At 43.5% G+C, this 26052-nt stretch carries 29 protein-coding genes and 2 pseudogenes; 6 read left to right on the forward strand and 25 right to left on the reverse strand.

All coding sequences use genetic code 11. The features are described 5' to 3' along the window. Positions 1-30 precede the first annotated feature (30 nt). Both thiE and eno read left to right on the forward strand, forming a co-directional pair. Complete coding sequence (thiE, locus tag EL144_RS01485) at positions 31-696, forward strand: thiamine phosphate synthase (protein WP_050332882.1); 666 nt, start codon at positions 31-33, stop codon at positions 694-696. 181 nt (positions 697-877) lie between these two features. Then, complete coding sequence (eno, locus tag EL144_RS01490; protein WP_005704398.1) at positions 878-2188, forward strand: phosphopyruvate hydratase; 1311 nt, start codon at positions 878-880, stop codon at positions 2186-2188. Between the two features lie 100 nt (positions 2189-2288). On the opposite strand, the gene ruvX is transcribed toward eno, so the two are convergent. The 9 genes and pseudogenes from ruvX to uspA all read right to left on the reverse strand — a co-directional run bounded on the left by ruvX (position 2289) and on the right by uspA (position 9250). Next, on the reverse strand, positions 2289-2708 hold the full coding sequence (gene ruvX, locus EL144_RS01495; RefSeq protein ID WP_005704396.1) for a Holliday junction resolvase RuvX: 420 nt from the start codon (positions 2706-2708) through the stop codon (positions 2289-2291). Further along, the gene (locus EL144_RS01500; RefSeq protein WP_032995293.1) at positions 2708-3265 is read right to left on the reverse strand and encodes a YqgE/AlgH family protein; all 558 of its coding nucleotides are present in this window, start codon (positions 3263-3265) and stop codon (positions 2708-2710) included. Before EL144_RS01500 ends, ruvX begins: the two co-directional genes overlap by 1 nt. An 8-nt stretch (positions 3266-3273) precedes the next feature. Continuing rightward, positions 3274-4008, reverse strand: coding sequence for a 16S rRNA (uracil(1498)-N(3))-methyltransferase (gene rsmE, locus EL144_RS01505; protein WP_032995292.1), 735 nt, complete (start codon positions 4006-4008; stop codon positions 3274-3276). Positions 4009-4079: 71 nt separating this feature from the next. Beyond that, complete coding sequence (metJ, locus tag EL144_RS01510) at positions 4080-4397, reverse strand: met regulon transcriptional regulator MetJ (RefSeq protein ID WP_005702077.1); 318 nt, start codon at positions 4395-4397, stop codon at positions 4080-4082. Between the two features lie 152 nt (positions 4398-4549). Continuing rightward, positions 4550-5437 carry a UTP--glucose-1-phosphate uridylyltransferase GalU gene (gene galU, locus EL144_RS01515; RefSeq protein WP_005704394.1) on the reverse strand — a complete coding sequence of 296 codons (888 nt, stop codon included), beginning with the start codon at positions 5435-5437 and terminating at the stop codon, positions 4550-4552. A gap of 21 nt (positions 5438-5458) precedes the next feature. After that, positions 5459-5633: pseudogene (locus EL144_RS01520) on the reverse strand (phosphomannomutase CpsG); the annotation flags it as partial. Between the two features lie 35 nt (positions 5634-5668). Then, positions 5669-5851, reverse strand: coding sequence for a carbon storage regulator CsrA (gene csrA, locus EL144_RS01525; RefSeq protein WP_005702075.1), 183 nt, complete (start codon positions 5849-5851; stop codon positions 5669-5671). Positions 5852-5992: 141 nt separating this feature from the next. Beyond that, positions 5993-8617, reverse strand: coding sequence for an alanine--tRNA ligase (gene alaS / locus EL144_RS01530; RefSeq protein ID WP_005704392.1), 2625 nt, complete (start codon positions 8615-8617; stop codon positions 5993-5995). A gap of 207 nt (positions 8618-8824) precedes the next feature. After that, positions 8825-9250, reverse strand: coding sequence for a universal stress protein UspA (gene uspA / locus EL144_RS01535; protein WP_005702073.1), 426 nt, complete (start codon positions 9248-9250; stop codon positions 8825-8827). 193 nt (positions 9251-9443) lie between these two features. On the opposite strand from uspA, the gene mazG reads away from it, so the two are divergent. Continuing rightward, a complete protein-coding gene (mazG, locus tag EL144_RS01540; RefSeq protein WP_005704390.1) occupies positions 9444-10238 on the forward strand; it encodes a nucleoside triphosphate pyrophosphohydrolase in 795 nt (264 codons plus the stop codon). A 92-nt stretch (positions 10239-10330) separates the two neighbouring features. Here the strand turns inward: mazG and EL144_RS01545 are convergent, their stop codons facing one another. The 3 genes from EL144_RS01545 to EL144_RS01555 form a co-directional block, all read right to left on the reverse strand. Continuing rightward, a complete protein-coding gene (locus EL144_RS01545) occupies positions 10331-11320 on the reverse strand; it encodes an amidohydrolase family protein (protein WP_005704388.1) in 990 nt (329 codons plus the stop codon). A 255-nt stretch (positions 11321-11575) separates the two neighbouring features. Continuing rightward, positions 11576-13315, reverse strand: coding sequence for a DUF3413 domain-containing protein (locus EL144_RS01550; protein WP_005704387.1), 1740 nt, complete (start codon positions 13313-13315; stop codon positions 11576-11578). A 6-nt stretch (positions 13316-13321) separates the two neighbouring features. Further along, positions 13322-13543 carry a YejL family protein gene (locus tag EL144_RS01555; protein ID WP_005704386.1) on the reverse strand — a complete coding sequence of 74 codons (222 nt, stop codon included), beginning with the start codon at positions 13541-13543 and terminating at the stop codon, positions 13322-13324. Between the two features lie 125 nt (positions 13544-13668). On the opposite strand from EL144_RS01555, the gene yejK reads away from it, so the two are divergent. From yejK to EL144_RS01570, 3 genes and pseudogenes are all read left to right on the forward strand, one after another. Beyond that, positions 13669-14691, forward strand: a complete 1023-nt coding sequence (yejK, locus tag EL144_RS01560) for a nucleoid-associated protein YejK (RefSeq protein WP_005704385.1) — start codon at positions 13669-13671, stop codon at positions 14689-14691. A 66-nt stretch (positions 14692-14757) separates the two neighbouring features. Then, positions 14758-15171, forward strand: coding sequence for an outer membrane protein assembly factor BamE (gene bamE / locus EL144_RS01565; protein ID WP_005704384.1), 414 nt, complete (start codon positions 14758-14760; stop codon positions 15169-15171). Positions 15172-15216: 45 nt separating this feature from the next. After that, a pseudogene (locus tag EL144_RS01570) lies at positions 15217-15510 on the forward strand (response regulator); the annotation flags it as partial. A gap of 316 nt (positions 15511-15826) precedes the next feature. On the opposite strand, the gene EL144_RS01575 reads toward EL144_RS01570, so the two are convergent. The 13 genes from EL144_RS01575 to EL144_RS01635 form a co-directional block, all read right to left on the reverse strand. Then, the gene (locus EL144_RS01575; RefSeq protein WP_032995468.1) at positions 15827-16060 is read right to left on the reverse strand and encodes a hypothetical protein; all 234 of its coding nucleotides are present in this window, start codon (positions 16058-16060) and stop codon (positions 15827-15829) included. 95 nt (positions 16061-16155) lie between these two features. Then, positions 16156-16368: a ribbon-helix-helix domain-containing protein gene (locus tag EL144_RS01580; protein WP_032995467.1), complete on the reverse strand. Its 213-nt coding sequence runs from the start codon at positions 16366-16368 to the stop codon at positions 16156-16158. Between the two features lie 10 nt (positions 16369-16378). Beyond that, positions 16379-16702 (reverse strand): lactate dehydrogenase, encoded by a 324-nt coding sequence (locus EL144_RS01585; RefSeq protein ID WP_232010624.1) that lies wholly within the window; start codon positions 16700-16702, stop codon positions 16379-16381. Between the two features lie 115 nt (positions 16703-16817). Next, complete coding sequence (locus EL144_RS01590; protein ID WP_005705138.1) at positions 16818-17291, reverse strand: hypothetical protein; 474 nt, start codon at positions 17289-17291, stop codon at positions 16818-16820. 38 nt (positions 17292-17329) lie between these two features. Next, the gene (locus EL144_RS01595) at positions 17330-17785 is read right to left on the reverse strand and encodes a hypothetical protein (protein WP_050332963.1); all 456 of its coding nucleotides are present in this window, start codon (positions 17783-17785) and stop codon (positions 17330-17332) included. Between the two features lie 217 nt (positions 17786-18002). After that, positions 18003-18194 carry a hypothetical protein gene (locus tag EL144_RS01600; protein WP_005705136.1) on the reverse strand — a complete coding sequence of 64 codons (192 nt, stop codon included), beginning with the start codon at positions 18192-18194 and terminating at the stop codon, positions 18003-18005. Between the two features lie 71 nt (positions 18195-18265). Further along, positions 18266-21052: a phage tail protein gene (locus EL144_RS01605; protein WP_005705135.1), complete on the reverse strand. Its 2787-nt coding sequence runs from the start codon at positions 21050-21052 to the stop codon at positions 18266-18268. Further along, positions 21052-21258 carry a hypothetical protein gene (locus EL144_RS01610; RefSeq protein WP_005705134.1) on the reverse strand — a complete coding sequence of 69 codons (207 nt, stop codon included), beginning with the start codon at positions 21256-21258 and terminating at the stop codon, positions 21052-21054. The genes EL144_RS01605 and EL144_RS01610 overlap by 1 nt, the downstream gene beginning before the upstream one ends. Before the next feature lie 3 nt (positions 21259-21261). Continuing rightward, positions 21262-21513: a hypothetical protein gene (locus EL144_RS01615; RefSeq protein ID WP_005705133.1), complete on the reverse strand. Its 252-nt coding sequence runs from the start codon at positions 21511-21513 to the stop codon at positions 21262-21264. Positions 21514-21525: 12 nt separating this feature from the next. Continuing rightward, positions 21526-22335 carry a phage BR0599 family protein gene (locus tag EL144_RS01620; protein ID WP_005705132.1) on the reverse strand — a complete coding sequence of 270 codons (810 nt, stop codon included), beginning with the start codon at positions 22333-22335 and terminating at the stop codon, positions 21526-21528. Between the two features lie 53 nt (positions 22336-22388). Beyond that, positions 22389-24080: a hypothetical protein gene (locus EL144_RS01625; protein ID WP_005705131.1), complete on the reverse strand. Its 1692-nt coding sequence runs from the start codon at positions 24078-24080 to the stop codon at positions 22389-22391. A 5-nt stretch (positions 24081-24085) separates the two neighbouring features. Continuing rightward, entirely contained in the window at positions 24086-25051 is a 966-nt protein-coding gene (locus tag EL144_RS01630) for a hypothetical protein (RefSeq protein WP_005705130.1), read from the reverse strand. Positions 25052-25053: 2 nt separating this feature from the next. Beyond that, entirely contained in the window at positions 25054-26049 is a 996-nt protein-coding gene (locus EL144_RS01635; RefSeq protein ID WP_005705127.1) for a hypothetical protein, read from the reverse strand. Positions 26050-26052 lie beyond the last annotated feature (3 nt).

Genomic DNA, 26052 nt, shown 5'->3' on the forward strand with positions numbered 1-26052 from the left:
TTCCATTAATTTCATTCATTGGAACTTGCTATGCCAACATCAGTGTCTAACTTAGCCGAAATTGTTCCACCCAATGCCCCTTTTGCGCCCACCGAATTTAAGTTGGGGTTGTATGTTATTGTGGACAGTTACGAATGGATTGAACGGCTCATTCATGCCAGCGTAAAAACCTTGCAAATTCGCATTAAAGATCGCTCGCCGGAACAAGCAGAAGAGGAAATCGCCCGTTGCATTGCCTTAGCCAAACAACATCAAGTGCGGTTATTTGTGGATGATTTTTGGCAGTTGGCAATTAAATATCAGGCTTACGGCGTACATTTGGGACAGGAGGATTTGCTCACGGCGGATTTAAATGCAATTCAACAAGCCGGACTGCGCCTTGGCGTTTCAACGCACAATAGAGAAGAAATTGAGTTGGTGTTGCCCTTGCGTCCCTCTTATATCGCGCTTGGGCATATTTTCCCCACGCAATCTAAAATCATGCCTTCCGCGCCACAGGGCATTGCCAATTTAGCCGCGCAAGTAAAAGATTTAGGCGATATACCGACTGTAGCCATTGGCGGCATTACAGCCTCGCATTTTGCCGATGTTCTCGCGACGGGCGTAAGCAGTATTGCGGTGATTAGTGCGGTCACTCAAGCCGAGGATTGGCAAAGTGCGGTCAAAAATTTACTTAACTATTTCGATGCTTCCTAAAGGCATCGATTTTATCGGGAACCATTTAAATCCATTAAAAAATCTCACCGCACTTCACCCGGTAAAATAGTGAGAAAAATCAAAGGATATGCAATTTTACAAGACAAAATCGCAAAATAGCTTTATCATATCGAGCATTTACAGTCTAACCCGTTTTGATTAACTTAATGAGGAAAATAAAATGGCAAAAATCGTTAAAGTCATTGGTCGCGAAATTATCGACTCACGCGGTAACCCAACTGTGGAAGCCGAAGTTCATTTAGAAGGCGGTTTCGTTGGCCTTGCAGCCGCGCCATCAGGTGCTTCTACCGGTTCCCGTGAAGCCTTAGAATTACGCGACGGCGACAAATCCCGTTTCTTAGGTAAAGGCGTATTAAAAGCTGTTGCAGCGGTAAATGGTCCGATTGCTGAAGCAATTCTTGGCAAAGATGCTTCTAACCAAGCTGAAATCGACCAAATCATGATCGATTTAGACGGCACCGACAACAAATCTAATTTCGGTGCAAACGCGATTCTTGCCGTTTCTCTTGCTAACGCCAAAGCAGCAGCGGCATCTAAAGGTCTTCCGCTTTACGCTTACATCGCAGAATTAAATGGCACCCCAGGCGTTTACTCTATGCCATTACCAATGATGAACATCATCAACGGTGGTGAACACGCAGACAACAACGTTGATATCCAAGAATTCATGATCCAACCGGTTGGTGCGAAAACATTACGTGAAGCACTTCGTATCGGTGCTGAAGTATTCCACAACCTTGCGAAAGTATTAAAATATAAAGGCATGAGCACTGCTGTAGGTGACGAAGGTGGTTTCGCACCAAACTTAGCTTCTAACGCTGACGCTTTAGCCTGTATCAAAGAAGCTGTTGAAAAAGCAGGTTATGTATTAGGTAAAGACGTGACTTTAGCAATGGACTGCGCATCTTCTGAGTTCTACAACAAAGAAACCGGTAAATACGAAATGAAAGGCGAAGGCCGTTCATTCACTTCTCAAGAGTTCACTCACTATTTAGAAGAATTAACTAAACAATACCCAATCGTATCTATCGAAGACGGTCAAGACGAATCTGACTGGGAAGGTTTTGCATACCAAACTAAAGTGTTAGGCGACCGCGTTCAATTAGTGGGCGACGACTTATTCGTAACTAACACTAAAATCTTAAAAGAAGGTATCGAAAAAGGTATCGCAAACTCCATCTTAATCAAATTCAACCAAATCGGTTCTTTAACTGAAACTTTAGCTGCCATCAAAATGGCGAAAGATGCAGGTTACACCGCGGTGATCTCTCACCGTTCAGGTGAAACTGAAGATGCAACCATCGCAGATTTAGCGGTTGGTACAGCAGCAGGTCAAATCAAAACTGGTTCTATGAGCCGTTCTGACCGTATTGCGAAATACAACCAATTAATCCGTATCGAAGAAGCATTAGAGCGCTCCGGCACACCGGCTCCGTTCCCAGGCTTAAAAGCGGTTAAAGGTCAAGCTTAATTAATAACCATCGCAGTTATTAAAACTCGCTAAAAAACACCGCACTTTTTGTTGAAAAATAAAAGTGCGGTGATTTTTTTATGTGTTTTTTTAAAGCAATTTATTCACTGTATTGCTCAAACCAACTTTCCAATATTAAACAAGCGGAAATACCGTCCACTTTGCTTTTATTTAAGGCACGATAACCGCCACGACTGAAAATTTCACTGCGTGCTTCTGTGGTCGTGAGGCGCTCATCCTGTAACTCCACCGGCAAGTTAAAGCGCCCATGTAGGCGATTGGCGAATTTTTTGGCGCGTAAGGTCAGCTCTTGTTCGGAGCCATCCATATTCAGTGGCAAACCGACGACAATTCGAGCCGGTTGCCATTCTTTAATGGTTTTGCCAATGGCGTCCCAATTAGGAATGCCATCTTGCGCTTTAAACGCCGGCAAAGACTGCGCCGTACCGGTGATGCTTTGACCAACCGCACAGCCAATGCTTTTTGTGCCGAAATCAAACGCCAAAACGGTAATGCCCATTAACAATGCCCAACTTGACCAACAAAGTTATGTCCATCAATGCCAAGCAACTGATTGGCTGCGAACCAACGCTGATCGTATGGCAAATCAAACAGAATTTGCTCCGTCGCCGGCACAACCAACCAAGAATCGTGAACAATCTCTTGCTCTAACTGATTCGGCTCCCAACTGGCACAACCTAAGGTAACCAAATATTTCTCCGGTTCGCCCATGGTACCGAAGGTATCTACCACGTCGGCAGAGGTTGTCAAAACGAGATTGTCATTGACTTTATAACTATGATCAAAGGTATTTGGGGTGTTGGTGTGCAAAATAAAACCGCGATCGATATTCACCGGCCCACCGGCAAGCACCAGTTTGTCGTTATAAGTGCGGTCGGTTACCATCATAAAATTCATTTTGGCGCCTAGCTCCGCAATGCTCAAATCCGTTGGTTGGTTAATGACCAATCCCATAGACCCTTTTTCGTTATGCTCACAAATATAAATGACCGTCCGATAAAAATAACTGTCATCTAAATTTGGCATGGCAATTAATAGATGATCTTGTAAATCCATCATAATTCTTACCCCAAATCACCAAAACAGACTTGTAATGCGGTTATTGCCGCCATTGCTACCGTTTCAGTGCGTAATACGCGTTTTCCTAATAAGACTTCCACAAACCCTTGTTGCTCGGTTTGTGCGATTTCTTGTGGCGATAAACCACCTTCAGAACCAATTAATAAGCGCACGCCGGCGGCCGGAATGGCCGGTAACGTACGAATGGAATGAGTTGCCCTCGGATGTAAATTCAATTTTAGTGTGTCATCCTGCTCGGCACACCATTGTTGTAACTTCATTAACGGGCGAATTTCCGGAATTTTATTGCGCCCACATTGCTCACAGGCGGCAATCGCGATTTTTTGCCATTGTTGGATTTTTTTCTCCATGCGATCGCTATCTAACTTCACACCACAGCGTTCCGACCACAGCGGTGTAATTACATTCACGCCTAATTCGACGGATTTTTGAATGGTAAATTCCATTCGCTCGCCACGAGAAATAACTTGGCCAAGATGAATTGACAACGGGCTTTCTCTATCGTCAAACTGTTGGCTTAAAATCTCGACATCAACGGATTTTTTACCTACCTGAGTAATAACAGCTTGGTATATATGGTTAGTACCGTCAAAAAGTTCAAGGTGTTCGCCGGGCAGCATACGTAAAACACGTCCCACATGGTTGGCACCGTCTTCGGACAAGGTGCAAAAAGTGAGATGATTCAACGCAGTGGGATGATAAATTCTAGGTACTCGCATAATAGAACATTAACTAAAAATCATAGTCCTATCATAACAGAAAAGAAGAGGGCAAAGAGAGAAATGAGAAATTAATATTCCCATTTGGCCGGATCAATACCTAATTCACGCATGATCAGTTTCGCTTCTTCAGGGATTTCATCACTGCGCTCTTTTAGCAAATCCTCATCTGTCGGCAAAGGTTGACCGGTAAATGCATGCAAAAAGGCCTCACAGAGCAATTCACTGTTAGTCGCGTGGCGTAAATTACGAATTTGTCGACGGGTGCGTTCATTGGTCAAAATCTCAAGCACTTTAATCGGAATAGATACCGTAATTTTTTTCACTTGTTCGCTTTTCTTACCATGTTCCGCATAAGGGCTAATGTATTGTCCGTTCCAATCCGCCATAACTGATTCCTGAAATAACCTTATTAATTGTCTAAATATTCTAATAAAAAATAATAAAAATAACAATCTAGCCGTGAAGACTGCTAGATTTCTATTCTTAAAATTAGGAAAAAAAGAAAGGCATCTCATCGATGCCTTTTTATTTAATAGAATTAAAACGTTTTTACTAAATCTTTTAAGTAAGATTTGAATTCACCAGAAAGTTTATTATGGTGCAAACCATATTCAACGAAGGCTTTCATATAACCAATTTTATCGCCGCAATCGTAAGAAACACCGGTCATATGGAATGCCTCTACGGTTTCCTGGTCGATAAGCATATCAATCGCATCAGTTAACTGAATTTCATCCCCCACACCAACCGGAGTTTTTTCCAATAAATCCCAAATCGCCGCAGAGAACACATAACGACCGACAACTGCCAAATTTGATGGTGCATCATCTATGCTTGGTTTTTCGACAATATTATCAATTTTAGTACTTTCACCCGGAGGAATTTCAACGCCACCGCAATCGGCAATACCATAACTGCTAACTTCTTCAGGTTTAACTGGGCTTACCATGATTTGACTGGCCTGAGTTTGCTTAAAGCGTTTTAACATAGCTGACAAATTTTCTTTTTTCTGATTAGCAGAAAATTCGGCAAGTAATACATCTGGTAATACCACGGCAAAAGGCTCATTGCCCACCAACGGACGACCGCACAATACCGCATGCCCCAAACCTTTCGCATTGCCTTGGCGGACATGCATAATTGTTACGTTTTTCGGCACAATAGAACGAACTTCTTCCAAGAGCTGACGCTTAACGCGTTTTTCCAACATGGTTTCCAACTCAAAGGAAGTATCAAAATGGTTTTCAATGGCATTTTTGGAAGAATGGGTCACCAACACAATTTCTTTAATGCCCGCTGCAACACATTCATTTACCACATATTGAATGAGCGGTTTATCCACTAAAGTTAACATCTCTTTTGGAATTGCTTTAGTTGCAGGTAACATACGCGTACCTAAGCCTGCGACAGGAATAATCGCTTTCATTTACTTTTTCCTTGTATAAAAAACCGCACTTTTAAATTCTTTACTCATTAAGCAAACATCGCCATCAACGATAATTATTGTTGGGCTTCAAAAACTGCACAAATGCACGACCTATACGATAGACAATATCCACATTTAATTCTTCGCCTAAACGGCCACGGATATTGTAAGCTTTAAAGCAAGTCAATTTACTTATAACTTCTCCATCTCATGATCATAAAATAAAATTTGCTACGCCTTCTGTTCATCCTTTGCTTGATGAATACGTTGGTAAATTTCTTCTCTATGAACAGAAACATCCTTGGGTGCCTGCACACCAATTTTAACTTGGTTGCCTCGTATATTCAGAATCGTGATAGAAACATCATCGCCGATGAGCAAGCTTTCGCCAACTTTACGGGTTAAGATCAGCATATAAACTCCTCACCTTGTAGTTTATTTATAAAACTTCCCTCTTTTACTTCCAACATCCCATCAAACATTAAACAATACTTTTTTACCCCCACACTTACAGAATGATAAGTGCAACGACATTACATTTAACCAAAGACAAGATTATAAGTTTGCTTTCAACCAATCAGAACAAACTGACAATGCCTTGCCTATATTTTCCGGTTGAGTACCGCCGGCCATAGCCATATCTTGACGGCCACCGCCTCTACCACCAACTTGTTGTGCCATCAAATTCACCAGTTCACCGGCTTTGACTTTTGCAGTTAGATCATCAGTTACCCCAACAATTAAGTTAACTTTTTCATCTAACACGGAAGCAAATACCACAATAACTGAACCTAATTGATTTTTCAGGCTGTCCACCATTGAACGCAAAGACTTCGCTTCAATACCATCAAGTTGTTGCATAATCACAGAAACACCATGAATTTTCACCGCACTTTGCGCCAGATCATTACCGACTTGCAATGCAGCTTTTTCTTTTAATGTTTGTAACTCTTTTTCAACTTTCTTAAATTTATCTTGCAACAGAGAAATCTTATCCGTAATGGAATTCACATCGGATTTCAGTAAATCGGCGCTTTGATTTAATAAAGTTTGTTGGTGTTGTAGCCATTCAATCGCAGTTTCGCCGGTAATAGCTTCAATCCGACGAATACCTGCTGCCACGGCAGTTTCCGTAACAATTTTAAATAATCCAATATCCCCTGTGCGTTTCGCATGGATACCGCCGCATAACTCAATGGAGAAATCCCCCATCGCTAAAACACGCACCTGCTCGGAATATTTCTCTCCGAATAATGCCATCGCGCCTTTTGCTTTTGCTGCATCTAGCAGCATAACCTCGGTTTGAACCGGATTATTTGCTCGGACTTGTTGGTTTACGATACGTTCAACTTCAGCCAACTGTTCTTTGCGAATCGCCTCATGGTGGGCAAAGTCAAAACGTAACAACGCATCAGAAACAAGCGATCCTTTCTGTGCTACATGTTCACCTAGTACCTGACGTAAAGCGGCGTGCAACAAATGGGTTGCAGAATGATTTAAAGAAATTTGTTGACGGCGAACATCGTCAACCACTGCATTCACCGACTGCCCAACAGATAAACTCCCTTGTGTGAGTTCACCAATGTGGCCGAAAACCTGACCATATTTTTGGGTGTCTTTTACGTCAAAAATAAAACCATTACCTTCTAAGCGTCCAATATCGCCAATTTGACCACCGGATTCCGCATAGAATGGTGTGTTTTCTAAAATAACCACTGCACTTTGACCGGCCGTAATAGACTCTACTGCTTTGCCGTCATGGAAAAGTGCGGTCACTTTTGCCAACGATTCGGATTCGGTATAACCTTCAAATCGTGTTATACCGTCAACGCGAATCACATTATTGTAGTCCATACCGAACTGACTGGCAGACTGCGCACGCACGCGCTGTGAAGCCATTTCGCGCTCAAACCCCGCCTCGTCAATAGCAATGCCTCGTTCACGACATACATCGGCAGTTAAATCTAGCGGGAAACCATAAGTGTCGTACAACTTGAACGCAACCTCGCCAGATAATACATTGTCTTTTACGTTAGCCAAAGCTTCGTCTAATAAGGTTAGACCACGCTCTAACGTGCGAGCAAACTGTTCTTCTTCTAAACGTAAGAATTTTTCCACGGTAGCTTGATGTTTTTTCACATCTTCACCCGCTTGTGCCATTACCTCAATTAAAGTCGGCACGAGTTTATAGAAAAAGGCTTCCGTTGCACCTAACAAATGCCCGTGACGTACTGCGCGACGAATGATGCGACGAAGCACATAGCCACGACCTTCATTGGAAGGTACCACTCCATCGGCAATTAAATAAGCACAAGAACGAATATGGTCGGCAATAACGCGTAAAGATTTATTATTTAAATCTTTTTCACCGGTTAATTCGGCAACTTTAGCAATTAACGTTTTGAAAATATCAATATTGTAGTTGGAATTAACGTGTTGTAGGACCGCACTAATCCGCTCCAATCCCATGCCTGTATCGACGGACGGTTTTGGCAATTTTTCCATTGTGCCGTCAGCATGGCGATTAAACTGCATGAATACAATATTCCAGATCTCAATATAACGATCGCCATCTTCTTCAGGAGATCCCGGCGGACCACCCCAAATGTGATCGCCATGATCGTAGAAAATTTCGGTACAAGGTCCACACGGTCCTGTATCACCCATTTGCCAAAAGTTATCAGAAGCATAAGGTGTACCTTTGTTGTCACCGATACGAATAATACGCTCTGCAGGAATACCGATTTCATCGTGCCAAATTTTATAGGCTTCCTCATCGGTTTCGTACACGGTTACCCATAATTTCTCTTTTGGTAATCCTAACCACTGCGGAGATGTCAAAAACTCCCAACCGTAGTGAATGGCATCATGTTTAAAGTAATCGCCGAAACTGAAATTCCCTAACATTTCAAAGAAGGTATGGTGTCTGGCTGTGTAACCGACATTTTCTAAATCGTTATGCTTTCCGCCAGCACGCACACAACGTTGTGCGGTGGTTGCGCGACTATACAGGCGTTTTTCCAACCCTAAAAATACATTTTTAAACTGATTCATCCCGGCATTGGTGAATAATAATGTCGGATCATTGTCTGGAACCAAAGAACTACTTGCTACAACTTGATGTCCCTTACTATGGAAAAAATCAAGATAAGATTGTCTAATTTGCGCTGTTGTTTTCATTTACAAGCCTTGCTTTCTTTTAACTATCTAAAATGACAAAATAAATTGAGTAATTCCGTATTGTTGCACATTTTTCTAATTTATAGAAAACCTTTTTCTCCATAATGTCTTATTTTCCAAGCAAGTAAAAAATAAAAACCGCACTCACATCCAGAACTCGTGAAAGTGCGGTTGGTTTTTGTCTTATTTTACGGCCGACTATCGTTTTTATTCATCACGAAGAGGAACAACCAGCATATCAATCGTAATTGAATTCATCACTTGACGGGTGGAGGACATCAATTTACTCCAGAAATCTTGGTGATGACCTGTGACTAACAAATCCACATCATATTGTTCGATAGCATCTGTTAATACTTGACCCAAATCCCCACTACCACTGAGTTTTTCGCTAACCGGGTAGCCTGCTTGTTCAGATAACTGCAATAAGGCTTGTTGCGTTTCGCTAGAAATACGATCTTGCATAGACACCATATTTACATCAATTAACCCTGTATAAAGATCTGAAAAGTTAACGTCAACGTGAATGATGGACAATTTCGCATCATGGCGTTTCGCAACGCCAACCGCTTTTTTCAACAGGAATGGACTTTCTTCTGAAAGATCTACTGCAACTAATATGTGTTTGTACATAATCGACTCCTTATCTGATCAGGGTTAATTTTGTTCATAGATATAGTAGCACTTGTGTGTAAGAAAAAATATGGACTGGATCACATTTTGAGAAAAACATTGATTTCTAATTAGAAAAAGATCCCGACTATTTTTTGTGCTATGATTTTGCCACCTGTTTCTTACCATTTTTCCAAACAATATCGAGCACAATATGACTTATTCTATTCATGATTTTATACAGTTAATCGCACAATTACGGGATCCCGTGAACGGCTGCCCGTGGGATATCAAGCAAACTTATGTATCGATGATCCCTTGTTTAAAAGAAGAAACCTATGAAGTCATCGATGCCATTGAGCAAAACGATGTGAACAACCTGAAAGAAGAACTGGGTGACCTATTATTACAAGTGGTATTTCTCAGCCAGCTGGCGGCAGAAGAAAATAAATTTACGTTCGATGAGGTTGTACAGGACGTTGCAGAAAAAATCGTGCGTCGCCATCCTCATGTTTTCGGTGATACGCAAGCGAATAATGAACAGGAAGCCTTGCAAAATTGGAATGCGATGAAAGCATTGGAGCATCAACATCAAGGTCATATCTCTATTTTAGATAATATTCCGCATGCTTTCCCGGCCTTAATGCGCGCGGAAAAACTACAAAAACGTTGTTCCAAAATCGGGTTTGATTGGCAGGATATTTCGCCGGTCTTTGCCAAAGTGGAAGAAGAACTGCGTGAAGTTAAACAGGAAATGGAACGTTGCCCGCAAGATCAAACGAAAATCGAAGAAGAAGTAGGAGATGCATTGTTTGCGATGGTCAATTTAAGTCGCCATTTAAAATGTCAGGCCGAAGAGAGTTTACGAAAAGCCAATCAAAAATTTGAACAACGTTTCCGTAAAGTTGAAGACAAACTTAACGAACAAAACCGTACGCTTGCGGAAGCATCGTTAATGGAAATGGATGTATTGTGGGATGAAGTAAAACAGGATGAAAAATGCCATTAACATCCACCGCACTTTTAGATAAAAACATTTAAAAAAACGACCGCACTTTAAAAACAAAATACCGAGCATTATGGCTCGGTATTTTATTTCGATTAATCAATCCCTAATACTTTACGGCCGTTGATACTGGCGATATTCACCATCGCGTCTAAATCCGGGAAACGACAACCGGCGCCCAATAAGCTCAACTCCTGCCACATATCCCCTTCGCACAACGGCACCATGTAGTCACAAATATTATCCGTACCAATAGCCACCGTAATCCCTTCCGGAATCATTTCATCGGCCGGTGTTAACGCATTGTGGAACGGCATGAGTTCTTCCTTACGATTACTGTCAATCCATGCCATCGGGCAAGCAATCATCATCATTTGTGCTTGGCGCATTTTTTCATAGAGACGATAACGATATTCTTTGGAATGCGATCCAATGGAGATACCGTGAATAGCGACCACGCGTCCTTGCATACCGTGTTCAATGGTTTTGTCACACAGTTGCTCCGTTTCGATTTCCGTTGGCGAATTAAATTGATCCACGTGAACATGACACATAATGCCGCGTGATTTGGCGGTTTCCAACAAAATATCCATGGCTTCCAAACCACGTCCATAATCTAACTCATCACGATATGGCAAGCCGCCAATCATATCTACCATCTCGGAACCAATGTCAAACCATTTACGTGCCGTTGGCTCAATCACACCTTTTAAGGTTTGGTTAGCAAATTTCAATACGATGTCATGCTTATAAACTTCACGAGCCTTGTGGGCAGCGATAATTGCTCGATCTTCACACACCGGGTCAATGTCCACAAACGTACCGAAAGCCGTCACTCCTTGGGAAATCATCAATTCAATTGATTGACAAAAACGGGCATAGTAGTCATCCACCGAAGAAGTACGCTTCACCTCATCCACCAAATCCCATTTTTGTTGCAAATTACAGTTTTGATAAATGCCGATTTTTTCCGGCGTCATGGTAAAGGCACGATCCGCATGCGCATGCGCATTCACCCAGCCGCCTTTTTTAATAATTTCATCTCGAATAAAGGTTTTAAAACTACGAACGTGACTTTTCGTCATAGTGACTCCATAAGTAAATTTGAAGGATAGGCAGGGAGCAAATAGAAAAAAATCCTCATAACAGAGGATTTCGTATTAATTGAAAATAGACGGGCGATCAATGGCTGTGCATTGAAATAACAGATAATGTTATAAAAAATTCGCAGATTTTTAATTAATAACATCGTATTTGTCCTAATGAAATTGTGCGCTAGTATAAAACTCACCGATGCAAAAATATAATTGATTTTGGCTATTGGTCAGGCACATTTCTAATCATTTCTCTAAAAATGATCGCTCTTGATTGAACACTTCCAAGAATAAGCCTAACGGCGGTCTCTCCGATGAAATCTTCTGATAAGTGCGGTCGTATTTTTGATAGTTTCCGCGTGTATCAATGTGATATTGCGTGCCGTCCGGTTGAATAATCACATTCCAACGATAATTGGAGACTAAGACCCAATCCGTTGCCTGTTTCAAATTGAATAAATCACGCCCTTGCGCATAATCACCAATCGGATTTTTCACGTTAAAAACGTGTTTCATCAATGCTGGCAATAAATCCACATGCGTAGTTAATTTGGTGATTTTTGTGGCCGGTAAGCCTTGCCAACGGACAATCATAGGCACCTGCACTTCGTCACGAGAAAAATCATTGATTTTTTCTTTTTCTGTCAATCTCTTGAAACTATACCCATGTTCTGCGGTAATCACCACAATTGTGTTCGGCAAATCCAATTCCGGCAAGAGTTGCCCGAAGAGTTCGTCTAGTTTAGCAAGCTGTTGCTGATATTTATCTTGCGTCAAATTTGGTTCAATATTTAAACTCAAATAACCCCAAAACGGTTTTTCCTGTTTTTTAGCGGAATCCAACCAGCGTTTAAAGGACTGCACCGCAGCTTGGTTGCTATTATCACCGCTTAATTTCGCCTTTGGATAAATAGCGCGACGGAAAATAGCGCTATCAAATTTCTTAGCGGAAAATAAGCCTTGCACATATTGTTGTTGTGCAAAACGTTCAACCAAAACGGAAGGGGTTTTATTGCTGAGCAGGCTGTCTGTGTAGTTGGCATTCAATCCGTAAAATAACCCAACTAAGCCGGCGTTATTATTATTTCCGCTGCTGTAATGGTTGGTAAATTGAGTGGAACGTTGTGCAAACTCCGTTAAATTCGGCATTTTTTCCATATCAACGGCATCATAACGTAAGCCGGAAACCGTAATAAGCAGCACATTCGTATTTTCTTTTGGTGTCTCAAAGCGCAATGGATTTTTCGGGTATTCAATGGCTAACGCATCTAAACGCCCTTCCTGCGCTAAACGCTGAGCATATTCTTCCTTATCTAAGAAACCATGTTTTTCCAAGAAAGAACGGGCCGTCATCGGATGAGACAGAGGAAAATTAGAACGTTGCATCGTAATCGGACGATATAAATAAGCATCCGCCCACGCGTAAATCAAATGCGTTGCAATGAAGGTGCAAACAAAAAAGATACCCACCCCTCTTAACCATTTTTGCCGCTCCAAGCTACGCAACTTTTGCCAAGACCAGCGGGAAAACAACATTTGCACTAATAAAATCAACGGCATCGGCGTAAAGAATACTTGCCAGTTGCGTGATAATTCGCCGTTTTCCGGATTCACCAACAAATTCCAAACAAGGGAAGATAAATGCAGGTTAAACCGCACAAACACTTCCGTATCGACTAATAATAACGTGTTACCAATCGTAGCAAGGATAACGGTGAGCCCACGAAAAGTGCGGTGGTTTTTAACGATAAAGCTGAGGGGGAATATCACCAACAAATAAAAGGCGAATACAATAAAACTAAAATGTCCTAATAAGTTGATAAAAAAGTAAATTTTGCCAAATAATGTGTCCGGCCAGTCAATAATAAATGCATAGCGGGCACCAATAAAAATTGCCCAAAGAATATTAAAAAAAGCAAACCAGTGCCCCCACGAAATCTTCTGCGAGGTCTCTTCACGATATTGTTTGCTGTTTAATTTCCACATTGCCAATTATTTCGCTGTATTAATGGAATTGAGTAACGCCTCAGAAAAGGCTTGGGCAAGGACCTTTTGCTGTTGTTTCCCTAGATTACCGGTGAGCAAATTGGTGGTCATATTGCCTAAGACGATTAAGGATAAATCTAATGGTGCTTGGTGTTTTTCAAGCACTGCGATCATGTCGTTTAGAATTGCATCTATTTGTTTATCTTGATATTTTGATTGAATTGCCATGTTTGATTAGCCAACGGATGTAAAACGTCGCCTATATTAACCGATAATTGGGCTAATCCTAACATATTTTGTTAGTTCTGTTAAAAAGTATGGTTATAATAGCGAAAGTTTTTTAAGGTGGTTTTATGAGCATTACAGTTAAACAAATTATTCTCCATCAAATTATTAAAGCTGAGCCGGAAGGCGACAATCCGCCGCCGTTAAGCAGTGTTCTACGTGAACAATTATTAACTATTACCCACGAAGTAGAACAAATGATGTTGCAATTACATCAAGGCTATCAAAATAAAGCCAAAGCGTATGGTGTGTTTCAAGAATCTTCGGTGTTTGCCCAAAGCCTTAACCGTTTATTGGAAAATGAAGTAGATTTTTTGCCATTCAGCCACGAAGCAACTCACTTATTAATTTCTGAACTGAGTAAATATAACTTTGCTGACAACGGCACGTTAGTGTTATGCCAATATAATTTCTTGGCTACCGATTATTTATTTATTGCGCTATTGGACAGTCGTGTCAGTATGTTAGTCAACGAGCAATTGGAAATTCAACGTACAGAATATTTAGATATTACCCAATTTGATGTGGCCGCCCGCATTAATCTGACAGATTTACAACTCAATGCCGATTCAAACCGTTATCTCACATTTATTAAAGGTCGTGTAGGACGCAAGATTGCCGATTTTTTTATGGATTTCTTAGGCGCAGAAGAAGGACTCAATCCACAAGTACAAAACCAATGCTTATTACAAGCAGTGAGTGATTACTGCGTACAAGGCGAACTTAATCCGGAACAAACTCAAACAGTGAAAAAACAAGTGTTCGAATACTGTAAAGGCCAAATGAACAGCCGTGAAGAAATTGAGCTGACGGAACTTTCCGAAGCGTTACCAACTCTAAACCAGCAACCTTTTGTTACATTCACACAAGAACAAAACTATGGGTTGGAAGATAGCATTCCACCGGTTCGTACCGCACTTAAATCATTAACCAAATTTTCCGGCTCCGGTAAAGGCGTAACAATCAGTTTTGACGCCGAATTAATAAATCAACGCATTATTTGGGATGAAGCCGCCGATACTTTAACCATCAAAGAGTTGCCACCGAATCTACGCGATCAATTACAACGCCGACTAAAAGAGCAGAATTAATTTGGCAATTAATTAAACTTTCGGTATCATCGTTTCCAATTATTTACAGAGGATAAAAGGCAAAAAATGCAATTCAAATCTGTTGTAACTACATTAATTTTTGCATTAAGCGTGACCGCTTGTTCCAGTATTAATAAAGTGGTATATCGTATTGATGTGCCACAGGGTAACTATTTACAAGCCACCACCGTGGCACAGCTAAAAACTGGTATGACAGCCCAACAGGTCCAATACCTACTAGGAACTCCTGTTCTGATTGATCCATATAGTAACAACACTTGGTACTATATTTTCTTACAACAAAAAGCCTATGAAACGCCTGAACAACATACTTTAGTTGTAAACTTTGATCAAAAAGGCACAGTGAGCAACTTCGATTTAGATAAACCGCTACCAAATGAAGAGCAAGTCGAAGTAAACAATACAATTATTAATGCACCGGACGCACCAACCAAGAGCTGGTGGCAATTCTGGAAATAGCTATTCCATTCTCAAATTGATTGTAATCCACATAAGGTTTAATTTATGGCTAAAATTTTACTTGTTGATGATGATGCAGAACTCACTGAGCTGCTCGCCCAATTATTAGATTTAGAAGGCTTTGAAATTAATGTAGCAAACAATGGTAAGGAAGCATTAGCACTACTTGACCATAGTTACGACCTCATCTTGTTAGATATTATGATGCCCGTATTAAATGGCATCGAAACCTTAAAACAAATCAGAAAGGATTTTTCTACGCCGGTTATGATGCTTACCGCCCGTGGTGATGATATTGACCGTATTTTAGGATTAGAATTGGGTGCCGATGATTACTTGCTGTAGCGAGCCGCGCAATTTTGGAAATTTAACCGTATAATTTTAGAAATAAAAAATCACTCATTTTCCACGTTTAAGTGGTTACAACGCTCCTTAAATTTTACCTGTAATCCCAAGTCATTTACCCTCAGAATTTACCTATCGTTACCAAGTACAAAACAAAAACGGCAGAGTACGAAACCTGCCGTTTTTGCTTGAAGCTTTATAGGGAATGACTAATAGTTAGTCATTAATAAGCCTTTTATTTTAACACGCGGATAAACATCCGAAAAAACACCGTCAGATTACTCTGACGGTTTAAATCTTACTCCCTTAATTAATAACGGTCAACCCATTTTTTGCCGTCCTCTTTACTTGCGATCTCATCAACCAATAAGCCGTTAGCGTTAAGGCTGTAGATTGTACCGATTTTGAGGGCTGTACCTTGGAAGCATTGACGGCGGGAAGCCTCGCGTTTAGCGTCTGATAGATTGGTTGCCTTTAGCATCTCTGCTTGTGCTATTGCGTTAACGCTGCTGGACTCACTGAAATAATAAGTTGTAGTTGTCATTTTTATATCTCCTGCGGCTGGTTGATAATGTTGTAAGCTCGGTGCCGCGTCCCTCTTGCTTACGTGGTCTATATTATATCGTACTATATAATATATCAATCACTATTTTGTAAATTTTTGTAAAGCGTTAACAGTTTGCGGAACATTTCCGCTTTAGAAATCCCCTCCGTTACACATAAGCTATCAAACTCAGCTACGACCTCGGGTTTGAGTTGGAACTTGATTTGCTTATAGTTTGCTTTGTTGTAATTGCCGGCGTTTTGGCTAATCAGCCGCTTAGTACTGTCAGCAAGTTTTTTGTAGCCCATAATTAACTCCTTATCTCTCAAGCCAGGCCCATGCAACACATCGCTCTACGTCAGCAAATAATGGCATATTTAGCATGTCTTGCATTGTTACATTGTCTGTGTAGAGCTTAACTGCGCAGAACGGCACGTTCGGTGGATCCCCTTTTCCGTCAACAATCGACCATGCTTGCGCTTTGCGGGCGGAACGACGGCATACGACAAACTTAACAAGCGTCGTATGATTTAGCGCGTCATCCAGTCGCACAATCTCAAACTCTGCTAAATTAGTGTTGCTAAAGTTGCACTTGCACGCGTAATCCGTCTCAAAGACGCCACGCAATATACCCTTAAACATATCATCAAGCCACGGTTTTAAAAGTACGGAGGTGTCCGATGAGATTTCCGAGCGCGGGCTTTTGCGCACATGCCCGGTTGTTGTCGTGACGTGGTATATGTATTTTTCGGCCATTTTAGTCCTCATCATAATTGTATTTGTCAAAATCTACGCCATGTACCGTTGACCGCCAAATTTCATCGACCGGTCGCAAGTCAAGATTGTCAAAATCAAATAGTTTGACATCGCGACGCTTGTAATAAACAAACCGCAAAGGGAGGTTATTTAGTGCCAGTTTGTCGCATTGTTTGCGGCTTAACCGCGTTCTTGTACGTACTCTTTTTGTTTTAATGTAGTTAATAATGTCGATTGGCTGGTAGGTTGCGATATCTTCTGACGGCTCACCGTCAATATTGTATTTAACCGACTCATTTGGCTCTAATTTATTTAAGCAACCGTGGTATAGCACAAACTGGTCACTTGCTTTTTTGTGATAAAAATCACGTTCTTCTTGGTTATCAAAGTAGCCAAAATAGTCATCAACGATTAATACCCATTTATCCGTTGAGTTGTGTAAACCAAAACTCGGTGTGCGAGATGATTTTTTCATTTTATCCTCCTGCCCCGTTAGCCCGGGGCGTGGCGTTATTATTTAATACACTCGTTTAAAAGGGATTCGACGCTGTGGTCTCTCAAATCAATCCATCTTGCCGCGCTGTCCTCGTTTTTATAAGTAGTGGCGAATGCTTGGAGTTTCGTATCTTGTTCTAGCTCCACTTCGGTTAATGCTCGTTTGGCTTTTAACGCCTCAATTCTTCCCAAGATTTCATTTAATTTTTTAATTTTTTCTGCGCGGATGGTTTCCGCCCATGCGATTTGTTTCGGTGTGCCGGTGAGGGTTGGTAAGTGAGCTTCGGCGTTGGCTTTTGCGCTTTCAGCGTTTTTGGCGTCGCGCTCTGCTTGTTGTTGCGCTTTGTAGCACTCATAGCAAATTTGATTGGCAAGCCACTCTTGTTTGTTGTCGCGCTCACCGTGAGAATTGGTGCCGTAGATTTGATGGACTTGAGTGTGTCCGCAGATGTGTTTGATTGTGTATTTAGCCATTTTGTTATCTCCTGCGGCGGGTTGATAATGTTGTAAGCTCGGTGCCGCGTCCCTCTTGCTTACGGGGTGTATATTATATCGTACTATATAATATATCAACCACTATTTTGTCAATTTTGTGTAAATATTTAAAAGCCCCTTAAACTAGGTTTAAAGGGCTTTTGAATTATCTCTCCGACATTAATGTCGGAGAGATTAGAACTTATCAAGTTATTATCTATTCCGCTTTAATATCAACTACATCAAGCGGGCTTTGTGAGTCTGCGTAAAATGAGCCGTTAGCGTTGTGCCAGTGCGTCGGCGGTAGCTCATCGCCGTTATGCTCAACGATTAATAGCTTGCCAAATTGGCTCTCATAGACGACGGTGCCTGTATTGCCGTTGCGGAGGGTGACTGTTTTATCTTGCATTATTTAATCCTTATTTGGGGTTGTTGATTATTTCTTCATAAAGTGCGGTCATTTTTTAAAACGTTTGAAAGCTACTCCTCCCCAACTCTAATTGTGATATCTCTAAATGTCAGTGCGTTATTGCGGATATCCGCCTCCGGCACAATCTTAAACCTAATGATATTTACCCCTGCAGGTAACTTATCTGCAACTTGTTGCGGGTGCCACTCATTAGTTTGCCAGTCGCCCATTAAATCTGAATCGTATGATTGCACCACGTTTTTGCCATTAAGCAGTTGCACAATCACCCGGCATTTGCCGCGGCGTTGGTTATACGTCATAATTTTGTAATCAAGCACAAAACGAGCATATTTACCGGCGGGTATTGCATAGTCTTTATAGATGTTGGATTTTGGCTCCGCGTTACTTGACAACATAAGGTATTTACCGCCTGGGATATCATTGTCATCATACTTATTGATTAAGTCATCGCCCGCAGTCCAAGTCTCACGATAATCATACTTATAGAGTAACACTAACGCGCCGCCGACTTTGAGCACATAACGATGCAAGCTTTGTAAGCCATTTTGGGTGCTATATAACGCTATTTGGCTAAATTGCTCGCCATCTACCTTTTTGGCGTCCGGGTAAACAAACTCGGTTGCGGTGGTATCAATAGACCGCACCACGCTGTCGCCATCCAGTAAATCTACTTTGTAGCTGACACCCTTGCCCAAAACGGTGCTGTCATCCGTATGCGGAATCAACTTATCCGCCTGCACATCACGGTCACGGTGCGCCCAGGTGAGCTTAAACGCGGATTTGTCATTAATGGTGTTACCGTAACCGCCATCGATTTGCACTTTGCCAGGTGGATAAGGGCGGGCTTGACGTTGACGGGTGGTAAGTGTAAGCACCTGAGCCTTGCTCTCATCAAGCGTTTGCTGTGCAGTGCGGGTGAGTAATTTACCCTTAATTTGCTCGCCCACAGTGTATTTTGTCTCATCCGTGCCGGCGGCAAGCAGATAACACCACGCCAAGACGCCCGCTTTATGCGCTTGTGGGATAGTATCCGCACAACCGCGCCCCACAGTCATTGTGCCGGTTTTAAAATCGACGGAATCAATCTTAATAATCTCATCATCCACAATGAGCGCCTCGGCGCCCGCAAGGGCGGAATACTCACCCTCTAACCTAAACTTAATGCTAGTCTGATAAGGGCTCACCTCGCCGACCAGCTCAATACATGGCGTGAATGAGCCTGTCGCAGTCTGCGCATAGCCCGCGCCTACGTTGACTAACATGTCATAGCCAACGGAAAGCGGGGTAGGTTGCGCGCCCATGCCCCACACAAAGCAATCAGTCGGCTTAACATACACCAACTCCGCGTCCGTCAATACAAGCGGGAGGACATGATATGGCACCTCAAACAACTGCGCGTGCTCAATCGGTTTGGCGGTGTAATCGGGCGGCACATAAAGCGACTCGCCCTTTTGGGTGGAGTAGTTAGCTGATGGCAACCCAAACACATCCTGCAAGCAAGTGGCGACAATCTCGCCCTCATTGCCGTTTTTAAGCTCACCGACCCGAAAGACCACGTCCACAATATCACGCTCCGGCAGATTAACCCGGATAACATCACCCGGGCGTAACTCACTACCACGCATATCAAAGGTGATTTTAAGTCGCGTTAAACCACTGGCAATCATCTCTAAATCACGCTGAGCCACACGCGCCGCCAAATCAAACGTTGGAATCCCTTTATACTCAACCGTCTTACTAATTACGCCGTGCATTTGCACTGCCGCGATATTGTTAGCAATAGCCTGGTCGTCGCGGTTTGTCACCGGCTCACGGTATTTAACAATGATTTGATTGGCCTGCTTATCGGTTGCCGCACTATCATCATCGAGCACTGAAAGAATCCCGTTATCGTATGTAAACAGCGGTAAATCCTCGACCTTGTAATCATGGCGAATCAGCTTAATCGCTTGTTTACCGGTCTCAATGTTGTCATATTGCGCCGCGCCGATGTGATCCACAATTTGCTGAATGAACTCTTTAATGGAGGTTTGGCGGTTGTAGCGGATACACAAGCCAAAGCCCTCGGCATAAAGCGTATCGGCGGCTTTTTTGTAGCTATCCAAATCCAAATCGGAAAGGTCTTTTTTACCGCCCCAACTCTTATTCGTAGCGCACTCAACCAAGATATGTGCCGGATTCATGGCGTGAATCTCTCGTACATTTTTTTCTTGCTCCGGTGTCAAGCCGGAGATTTTGAGATTATTGTTGCGTAGCAAGATTTTAGCTTTTTCGGGGTACCACACCACACCGCCGTGCCAGCCTTTATTTGCTCTGCGCACGCGGTAACTGTGCTTTTTGGGATAGGCGTTATAGCAACTAATCAACCCGCTAAACACTGTCGTGGCGACGCCGCGGAAGCCGGGAATTATGTCATCTTGGCTAAGATTACCCGGCTCTACGTTGCCATTTTGAAAAAATTTATTGCGCTCAGGGTTTTTGTTTGCATATTTGCGCAGCCATCTTGAGGCATGGGTGGCAAGCGATGGGTTATAAACTCCTTTGAGTAAATTAATCAGCATTTGTGTCGGCTTTTGGTCGGGCTCGCCCATGAGTATCTCCATCCGGCCTTGAATCCCACCCTCGCCGCCGGTGTTATCACCGCCGAAGAGGTTGGGCTTGTCGATATAAATCGCCTGAGAGTGAGTGAGCTCACCCGGCTTGCCAACATAGGCGGTTTTGTCGTCCACACGTAACTCAACAATCTCGTCCACCGGTCCGCGTCCAAGCCCACTTTGAATATCCCAATAATAGCGATAACCAACCGTTACCGACCCGCCGCCACGTTTACCACCCATTATTTATCTCCTTGACGCGCCGCAATGGCGGCATTAATACATTTGCGGGCAAATACACTGCCCGTGTTTAAAAGCACGTCAGAATCAATCCCGTGTGCTAAAAAATCGGCATAGTCCAAGCCTTCGCGTACAAAAAACGCCTCCACACCGGAGGCGCAGAAATCTACCCGGCGCATGTCTTGCATTGTGATAGTCATCTTGTCCATAACTTAACCTTTTTTGATTTCGGTGGTGCGGTAGTTACCATACGCCAACACTTGCCAGTCCTCAGTCCAACAATCGCCAAAAAACACACACTGCGGCGTGCCCTCGTCAATTTGCGGAAAATTCCAATCTTTTGCGTTCACCGCATCGGGGCTGTTATTATTGCCTCGCTTATTGTTAAGCGCTTGATTGATGTAATAACTGGCAACCGCCCAAGCGACGATTTTGACGATTGCCCATGCAATTGACTCATACATAATTAATACCCCTCAGAATACCCGCGAGCCATCATACGGCGACTTATTTGGCATGTGCGGCGCGCCACCGTAATTGAGCATATTGTTAAACTTTTTAAGACACGTCTCGGCGCGCCCATCACACCCCGGATACACCTTAATGACTGTGCCGACAGACAGTTTTTGGGTGCCGCCCATAAGCGTGAGTTTGTTATTTTGATGAACGGTCACTGCACGCACCTCGCGCACGCCGTCGTCCGTCCACTCGATGAAACCTGCATTAAACCAACCCTGCGGCAAGTTTTGCGGTAAATCAACAGTGATAGATACACCATCCATCGCGCTTATGGTGAGCCCCGCGACGACAAAATTGCCCGGCTTAACTTTGCAATCCACGTCATACAGTGTATAAGGGCAGTTACGCCCCCAAGTCAGGCGCAATCCTGCGCTATCCATGGTGTCGGACAATGCCGCGGAGGTAAGATTGGTAGTATGTATATCCGGGCGACTTGCCTCCGTAATCGTACCAATCCACACAATACGGATCTCGTTGTCGTCCTCATGCAAGCGCATAATAGTGAGCTTAACAGTTTGGCTAGGCGGAAGCCCTCGATACAGGCGCGCCACGGGGTTGTTGCTTGGCATGCGAAGCGTCACATTGCCATCACCTCCGCCGTCGCGGGCATCACTGATAGCGGACGCTAGCCATTTCTCGCTGTTAATCTCTAAATCCTTGTCCGCATTGCAAAAGCGCCAGATTTTCTCGTTTTCGCCGCGCACAAATTGATATAAATCAATCGGGCGCCCCTCAGAGACGGAATGTGTTTTGCTTAAATAACTCATCTTTAAATATCCTTTAAACCGCCTTTAAAGTGCGGTCGTTTTTATGGATGTTTTTACGGCTCAAGCTCATCGCGGAGCCCGCGGAAGCTCACTGTCACTGTTGCCGCGCCGTCTGCGTCAGTGTGATGCACCCAACTGACTGTGTCGCTCTCCAAGCGGGACAGTGTCAAGTACGAAATCTTAAGAATCTCCGCTTGTTTGATATTGAGCGTGTCGCCGTCAAAGGCGAGCCGCTCTGTTGCAGAGTTAATCACTGCGGATGACACAATACGGCGATAAAAAATCCGCCCGCCGGTGCACTCAATGCGCACGTCTTGGCGTCCTGTTTGCTTTTGCAGTGCGCCGGTATAGTTGATGTAGGCAATATCTAAAGTCTTGCCGACAATATCGCCCACCGGCGTCACATCTGTGCTTGAGGTTGCCACCCAAATCGCACGTTGACGCCCGCGCAAGTGGTAAAACAAATTGCGGAGCTTGCGTTGTTCTTCCCGCCCACTTGCCACAAAGCGGTGGGCGGTGATTTGCATGGCTTTGTTTGCGGTATCCAAGTAATACGGCAAGCCCGTCTCATTATCCAGCGTCTTAATCAGCCGTGCATATTGCGCAGTGACGTCTTCTGACCACTCCGATGTCGGCTCCAACACCGGGTGGTTGCGATAAGTCGGCAAATGGCTCACATCATCACTCCACGCATTATGCTCGTGCAGTTGTAGGCGGATTTGCGCGGTTGACACGTTATCGCTTAAACGGCGTACTTGCGGCATATCCGTAAGCACAGCAGAGCGGAGCGGGTAAACGGCGGTAAAAGTGCGGTCATAATTACCAACGATTGGGCGCTTAACTGTGATTTTACTTGGCTCCAGCGCAGTAATCTCAACCATCTCCTTGTTGCTTCCGGTCATCAAAATTGCGCGCCCACCGACGGCAAAATCATAGCCCACGGTGTTAATAGGTAACTCCACCGCGCCCTGTTGCACAGGCTGTAATAATCTTGCACAATCGGTAAAAATCGGTAGCGACCACACGCGCGAGCCGTAGCCGTAAAGGGCGGATTCAAAGAGTTGGCGCTCGGTGTCACTAAAACTCACTTTAAACTCAAACGTGCGGCGCGGGCTTAAACGACGCGCGATACGTTGTTCGGCGGCAGTGACGGATTGATGCACGCGGGTGAACCACTCGAGATTTTCGGTGACGTCCTCACTCCAATCCGGCATAAACGACCAATCAGTGGAGCGCGAGCCGGTAATGCGTAGCGTAACGGGACTTTTGCCCAAAAAGTTAAACGTGACTACGCAATCAATCTCCGGTGTGCCCTGCATGCCGACTTTAACCGTCCATTTTTTAAGGGCGAGCGCGTTAAACGTGCCGGATGTTGGGCCGACAAGCTCTATGCCCTCACCACCGACGACGGAAACAGATAAAAGTTTTACCGCACTTTTGTTGGCATTCCAAACTTGCACATTAAAAGTCTGGTCAGTGGAGATTGAGCCAAGATTGACGGTGTGCGGGATAACAAAAATACGTTTATATAAATCAGCGTAGTAATTGGGCACAACATGAGCGCGCGTGGATTGCGTCAAATCAATCGTCACGCCAGCTGTCAGTGCACCATGAATGAGCTTCCGCGGGCGCGCCAAAATGCGCTGGTTAGCCCCGCGATGGGTTGTGAGACTATCAAGATAGCCGGTGTCTTTAATCGCGCCCGATTTGCCTGTTTTTGCTTTGTATGCCGTGATATTAGCCATAATTGCTACTCAATAATGCGATATGCCACGCCCTGGATGCCGGAGTTGTTTTTACCCTCCTCGATTGAGTTAGCATTGCGCTCGTCGTATTGTGCGCTCGGGATAATCATCCAACGCTCACCGGCAATCTCTAAAATTTGGCGCGGCTGAATGCCAACCATGGTGCACTCGTAACGGTCCGGCAATATGCCCAAACGGCGAAACACACCGTCAATGCCGTGCGCAATCAAACTGTGCGGGCATGGGATTAACGTCTGACCGAATTTTGATTGACTAAAGTCAACCAGTAATTTATCCGGGTGGTATGTCTTATTGTCGGTGTACATTGATGCTCGCCCAAGCGTCAGCAAATATTTACCGTAGTCTTTTTTATTGATGTCGTTAAAATCATTAATACTCACCGGCGCAAAATACCACGGCGATTTTGTTGCACCGCTAATGCCATCAGCTCTAACAACTGCCTGATTACCGTTTTTACCATTAGCAAAACCATAAATGTGATCTATTTCTTGGTAATGCCCATATCGTCCCTGTATTGATGTGCCGTAAGTATATTGTCCGCCGACATACTCACCCTCTTTATCAAGCGTACCAATCCCAAAATGTCTAAATTTATCAGCTTCGACTTGCACAACAATGTGTAAATATTGCTTAGTGCCAAAAAAATCATAAGACACATAATTACCGCTATGCAGTTGAGTGGTTGCGGTCTCAATGGTCGTAAATGAGTTATTTTTTGATGACCCGGGTTGAGCGTCTGCCCCCTTACTTTTGTCAAATCCGGAATTAACATAGCCAAACAGAAAATTACTCTCTGCGGATAACACAAATGACCAATAACCGTCGTCATTATGCAAATAGAGCTCATTGTTTGTTGCTTTATCAATGACCCAATTTTGGGTCTGCGCAAACTCGGTAAGTTTGGTTAATAGCTCGTTTAGTGTTTTTGCGGTGCCTGTTTGATATGCCATGGCTACGCTCCCGTTGTCTCAATCACAAAATAATCCTTGGTTTTAACGCGGAATCCGCCGTTAAACACCACGCCCGAGCGCCCCTCGGCAATTGTTACTTTATCTCCGGCTGCGCGTTGCAACCCTGGAATCCAATAAACGCCATCCAGCGCACCCCAGCGATTATTTTTTTGACTGGAGACCTTGTAACTTAAAAACTCAACCGGCAAAAGCGGAAAACTCCCACCGGGAGAAGCGCCCATCGTACTTAAAATTTGAGGTTGCATATAACTGCCGTATGAATAGTAATTACACATCGGATACATAAATTGATATGCCGAGTCGGTATTGATGTTTTTGTATGTCTCACCGTAAAAATCGCGCCAAGTCTGGTCAGGGGTAATCAACCAGCAATTGCCATAAAGCGGATTAACGATAGACGAATTAAAATTATCAGACTGTGAATAGCGGATAAAAACACCTCTATTACTATCATCAACTAGCGGTGCACTACCGGCGATACAAAGCGGGTATGGGTATTCTGTCGGTGGCACAGTAGGCAAAATAAAGCCTAGATAAGCACTTGAGCACACTTGCGAGATACGGGTCACAATCTTGCAACAGCGACCATCCGCAACAATGTGATACTCAATCGCGCGGTTATCGGCAAACAATGCCACGCCAGGCGACGGGTTAATTAAGCCTTTGTGGATTTGTGTCTCGGTGACAAATTGTGGGTTGTAAAACGTACCACCCCAAAAATTAATATTGTATGTGTCGGCAGAAATCAAATTGGCGGTCGAGGCGCAAATATAAATATCCTGCTCAATCCCTGTACCGGTGGACTTCCAGGCGATTTGACGGATTTCTTTTGTCGTTGTGGTTGCCGGCAAAGTGCGGTCAAACAACACCGTCCACGCCTGCCCATTGGCAACCAACGTCGGGTCGGTGGTTAAAAACTTATTTAGGATGTCAAGCAAATCGCGCTCGTTTTGCGCGGTGCCGGTTTTGTATGCCATGTG

Origin of the sequence: Aggregatibacter aphrophilus ATCC 33389 (assembly GCF_900636915.1) — a bacterium.
GTDB classification, from domain to species: domain Bacteria; phylum Pseudomonadota; class Gammaproteobacteria; order Enterobacterales; family Pasteurellaceae; genus Aggregatibacter; species Aggregatibacter aphrophilus.

Excerpts from the sequence above, each read along its gene's own strand:
- thiE (WP_050332882.1), top strand. The coding sequence starts at position 31 with ATGCCAACATCAGTGTCTAACTTAGCCGAAATTGTTCCACCCAATGCC.
- eno (WP_005704398.1), top strand. The coding sequence starts at position 878 with ATGGCAAAAATCGTTAAAGTCATTGGTCGCGAAATTATCGACTCACGC.
- ruvX (WP_005704396.1), bottom strand. The coding sequence starts at position 2,708 with ATGGGCATTACCGTTTTGGCGTTTGATTTCGGCACAAAAAGCATTGGC.
- EL144_RS01500 (WP_032995293.1), bottom strand. The coding sequence starts at position 3,265 with ATGGATTTACAAGATCATCTATTAATTGCCATGCCAAATTTAGATGAC.
- rsmE (WP_032995292.1), bottom strand. The coding sequence starts at position 4,008 with ATGCGAGTACCTAGAATTTATCATCCCACTGCGTTGAATCATCTCACT.
- metJ (WP_005702077.1), bottom strand. The coding sequence starts at position 4,397 with ATGGCGGATTGGAACGGACAATACATTAGCCCTTATGCGGAACATGGT.
- galU (WP_005704394.1), bottom strand. The coding sequence starts at position 5,437 with ATGAAAGCGATTATTCCTGTCGCAGGCTTAGGTACGCGTATGTTACCT.
- csrA (WP_005702075.1), bottom strand. The coding sequence starts at position 5,851 with ATGCTGATCTTAACCCGTAAAGTTGGCGAAAGCTTGCTCATCGGCGAT.
- alaS (WP_005704392.1), bottom strand. The coding sequence starts at position 8,617 with ATGAAAACAACAGCGCAAATTAGACAATCTTATCTTGATTTTTTCCAT.
- uspA (WP_005702073.1), bottom strand. The coding sequence starts at position 9,250 with ATGTACAAACACATATTAGTTGCAGTAGATCTTTCAGAAGAAAGTCCA.
- mazG (WP_005704390.1), top strand. The coding sequence starts at position 9,444 with ATGACTTATTCTATTCATGATTTTATACAGTTAATCGCACAATTACGG.
- EL144_RS01545 (WP_005704388.1), bottom strand. The coding sequence starts at position 11,320 with ATGACGAAAAGTCACGTTCGTAGTTTTAAAACCTTTATTCGAGATGAA.
- EL144_RS01550 (WP_005704387.1), bottom strand. The coding sequence starts at position 13,315 with ATGTGGAAATTAAACAGCAAACAATATCGTGAAGAGACCTCGCAGAAG.
- EL144_RS01555 (WP_005704386.1), bottom strand. The coding sequence starts at position 13,543 with ATGGCAATTCAATCAAAATATCAAGATAAACAAATAGATGCAATTCTA.
- yejK (WP_005704385.1), top strand. The coding sequence starts at position 13,669 with ATGAGCATTACAGTTAAACAAATTATTCTCCATCAAATTATTAAAGCT.
- bamE (WP_005704384.1), top strand. The coding sequence starts at position 14,758 with ATGCAATTCAAATCTGTTGTAACTACATTAATTTTTGCATTAAGCGTG.
- EL144_RS01575 (WP_032995468.1), bottom strand. The coding sequence starts at position 16,060 with ATGACAACTACAACTTATTATTTCAGTGAGTCCAGCAGCGTTAACGCA.
- EL144_RS01580 (WP_032995467.1), bottom strand. The coding sequence starts at position 16,368 with ATGGGCTACAAAAAACTTGCTGACAGTACTAAGCGGCTGATTAGCCAA.
- EL144_RS01585 (WP_232010624.1), bottom strand. The coding sequence starts at position 16,702 with ATGTTTAAGGGTATATTGCGTGGCGTCTTTGAGACGGATTACGCGTGC.
- EL144_RS01590 (WP_005705138.1), bottom strand. The coding sequence starts at position 17,291 with ATGAAAAAATCATCTCGCACACCGAGTTTTGGTTTACACAACTCAACG.
- EL144_RS01595 (WP_050332963.1), bottom strand. The coding sequence starts at position 17,785 with ATGGCTAAATACACAATCAAACACATCTGCGGACACACTCAAGTCCAT.
- EL144_RS01600 (WP_005705136.1), bottom strand. The coding sequence starts at position 18,194 with ATGCAAGATAAAACAGTCACCCTCCGCAACGGCAATACAGGCACCGTC.
- EL144_RS01605 (WP_005705135.1), bottom strand. The coding sequence starts at position 21,052 with ATGGGTGGTAAACGTGGCGGCGGGTCGGTAACGGTTGGTTATCGCTAT.
- EL144_RS01610 (WP_005705134.1), bottom strand. The coding sequence starts at position 21,258 with ATGGACAAGATGACTATCACAATGCAAGACATGCGCCGGGTAGATTTC.
- EL144_RS01615 (WP_005705133.1), bottom strand. The coding sequence starts at position 21,513 with ATGTATGAGTCAATTGCATGGGCAATCGTCAAAATCGTCGCTTGGGCG.
- EL144_RS01620 (WP_005705132.1), bottom strand. The coding sequence starts at position 22,335 with ATGAGTTATTTAAGCAAAACACATTCCGTCTCTGAGGGGCGCCCGATT.
- EL144_RS01625 (WP_005705131.1), bottom strand. The coding sequence starts at position 24,080 with ATGGCTAATATCACGGCATACAAAGCAAAAACAGGCAAATCGGGCGCG.
- EL144_RS01630 (WP_005705130.1), bottom strand. The coding sequence starts at position 25,051 with ATGGCATATCAAACAGGCACCGCAAAAACACTAAACGAGCTATTAACC.
- EL144_RS01635 (WP_005705127.1), bottom strand. The coding sequence starts at position 26,049 with ATGGCATACAAAACCGGCACCGCGCAAAACGAGCGCGATTTGCTTGAC.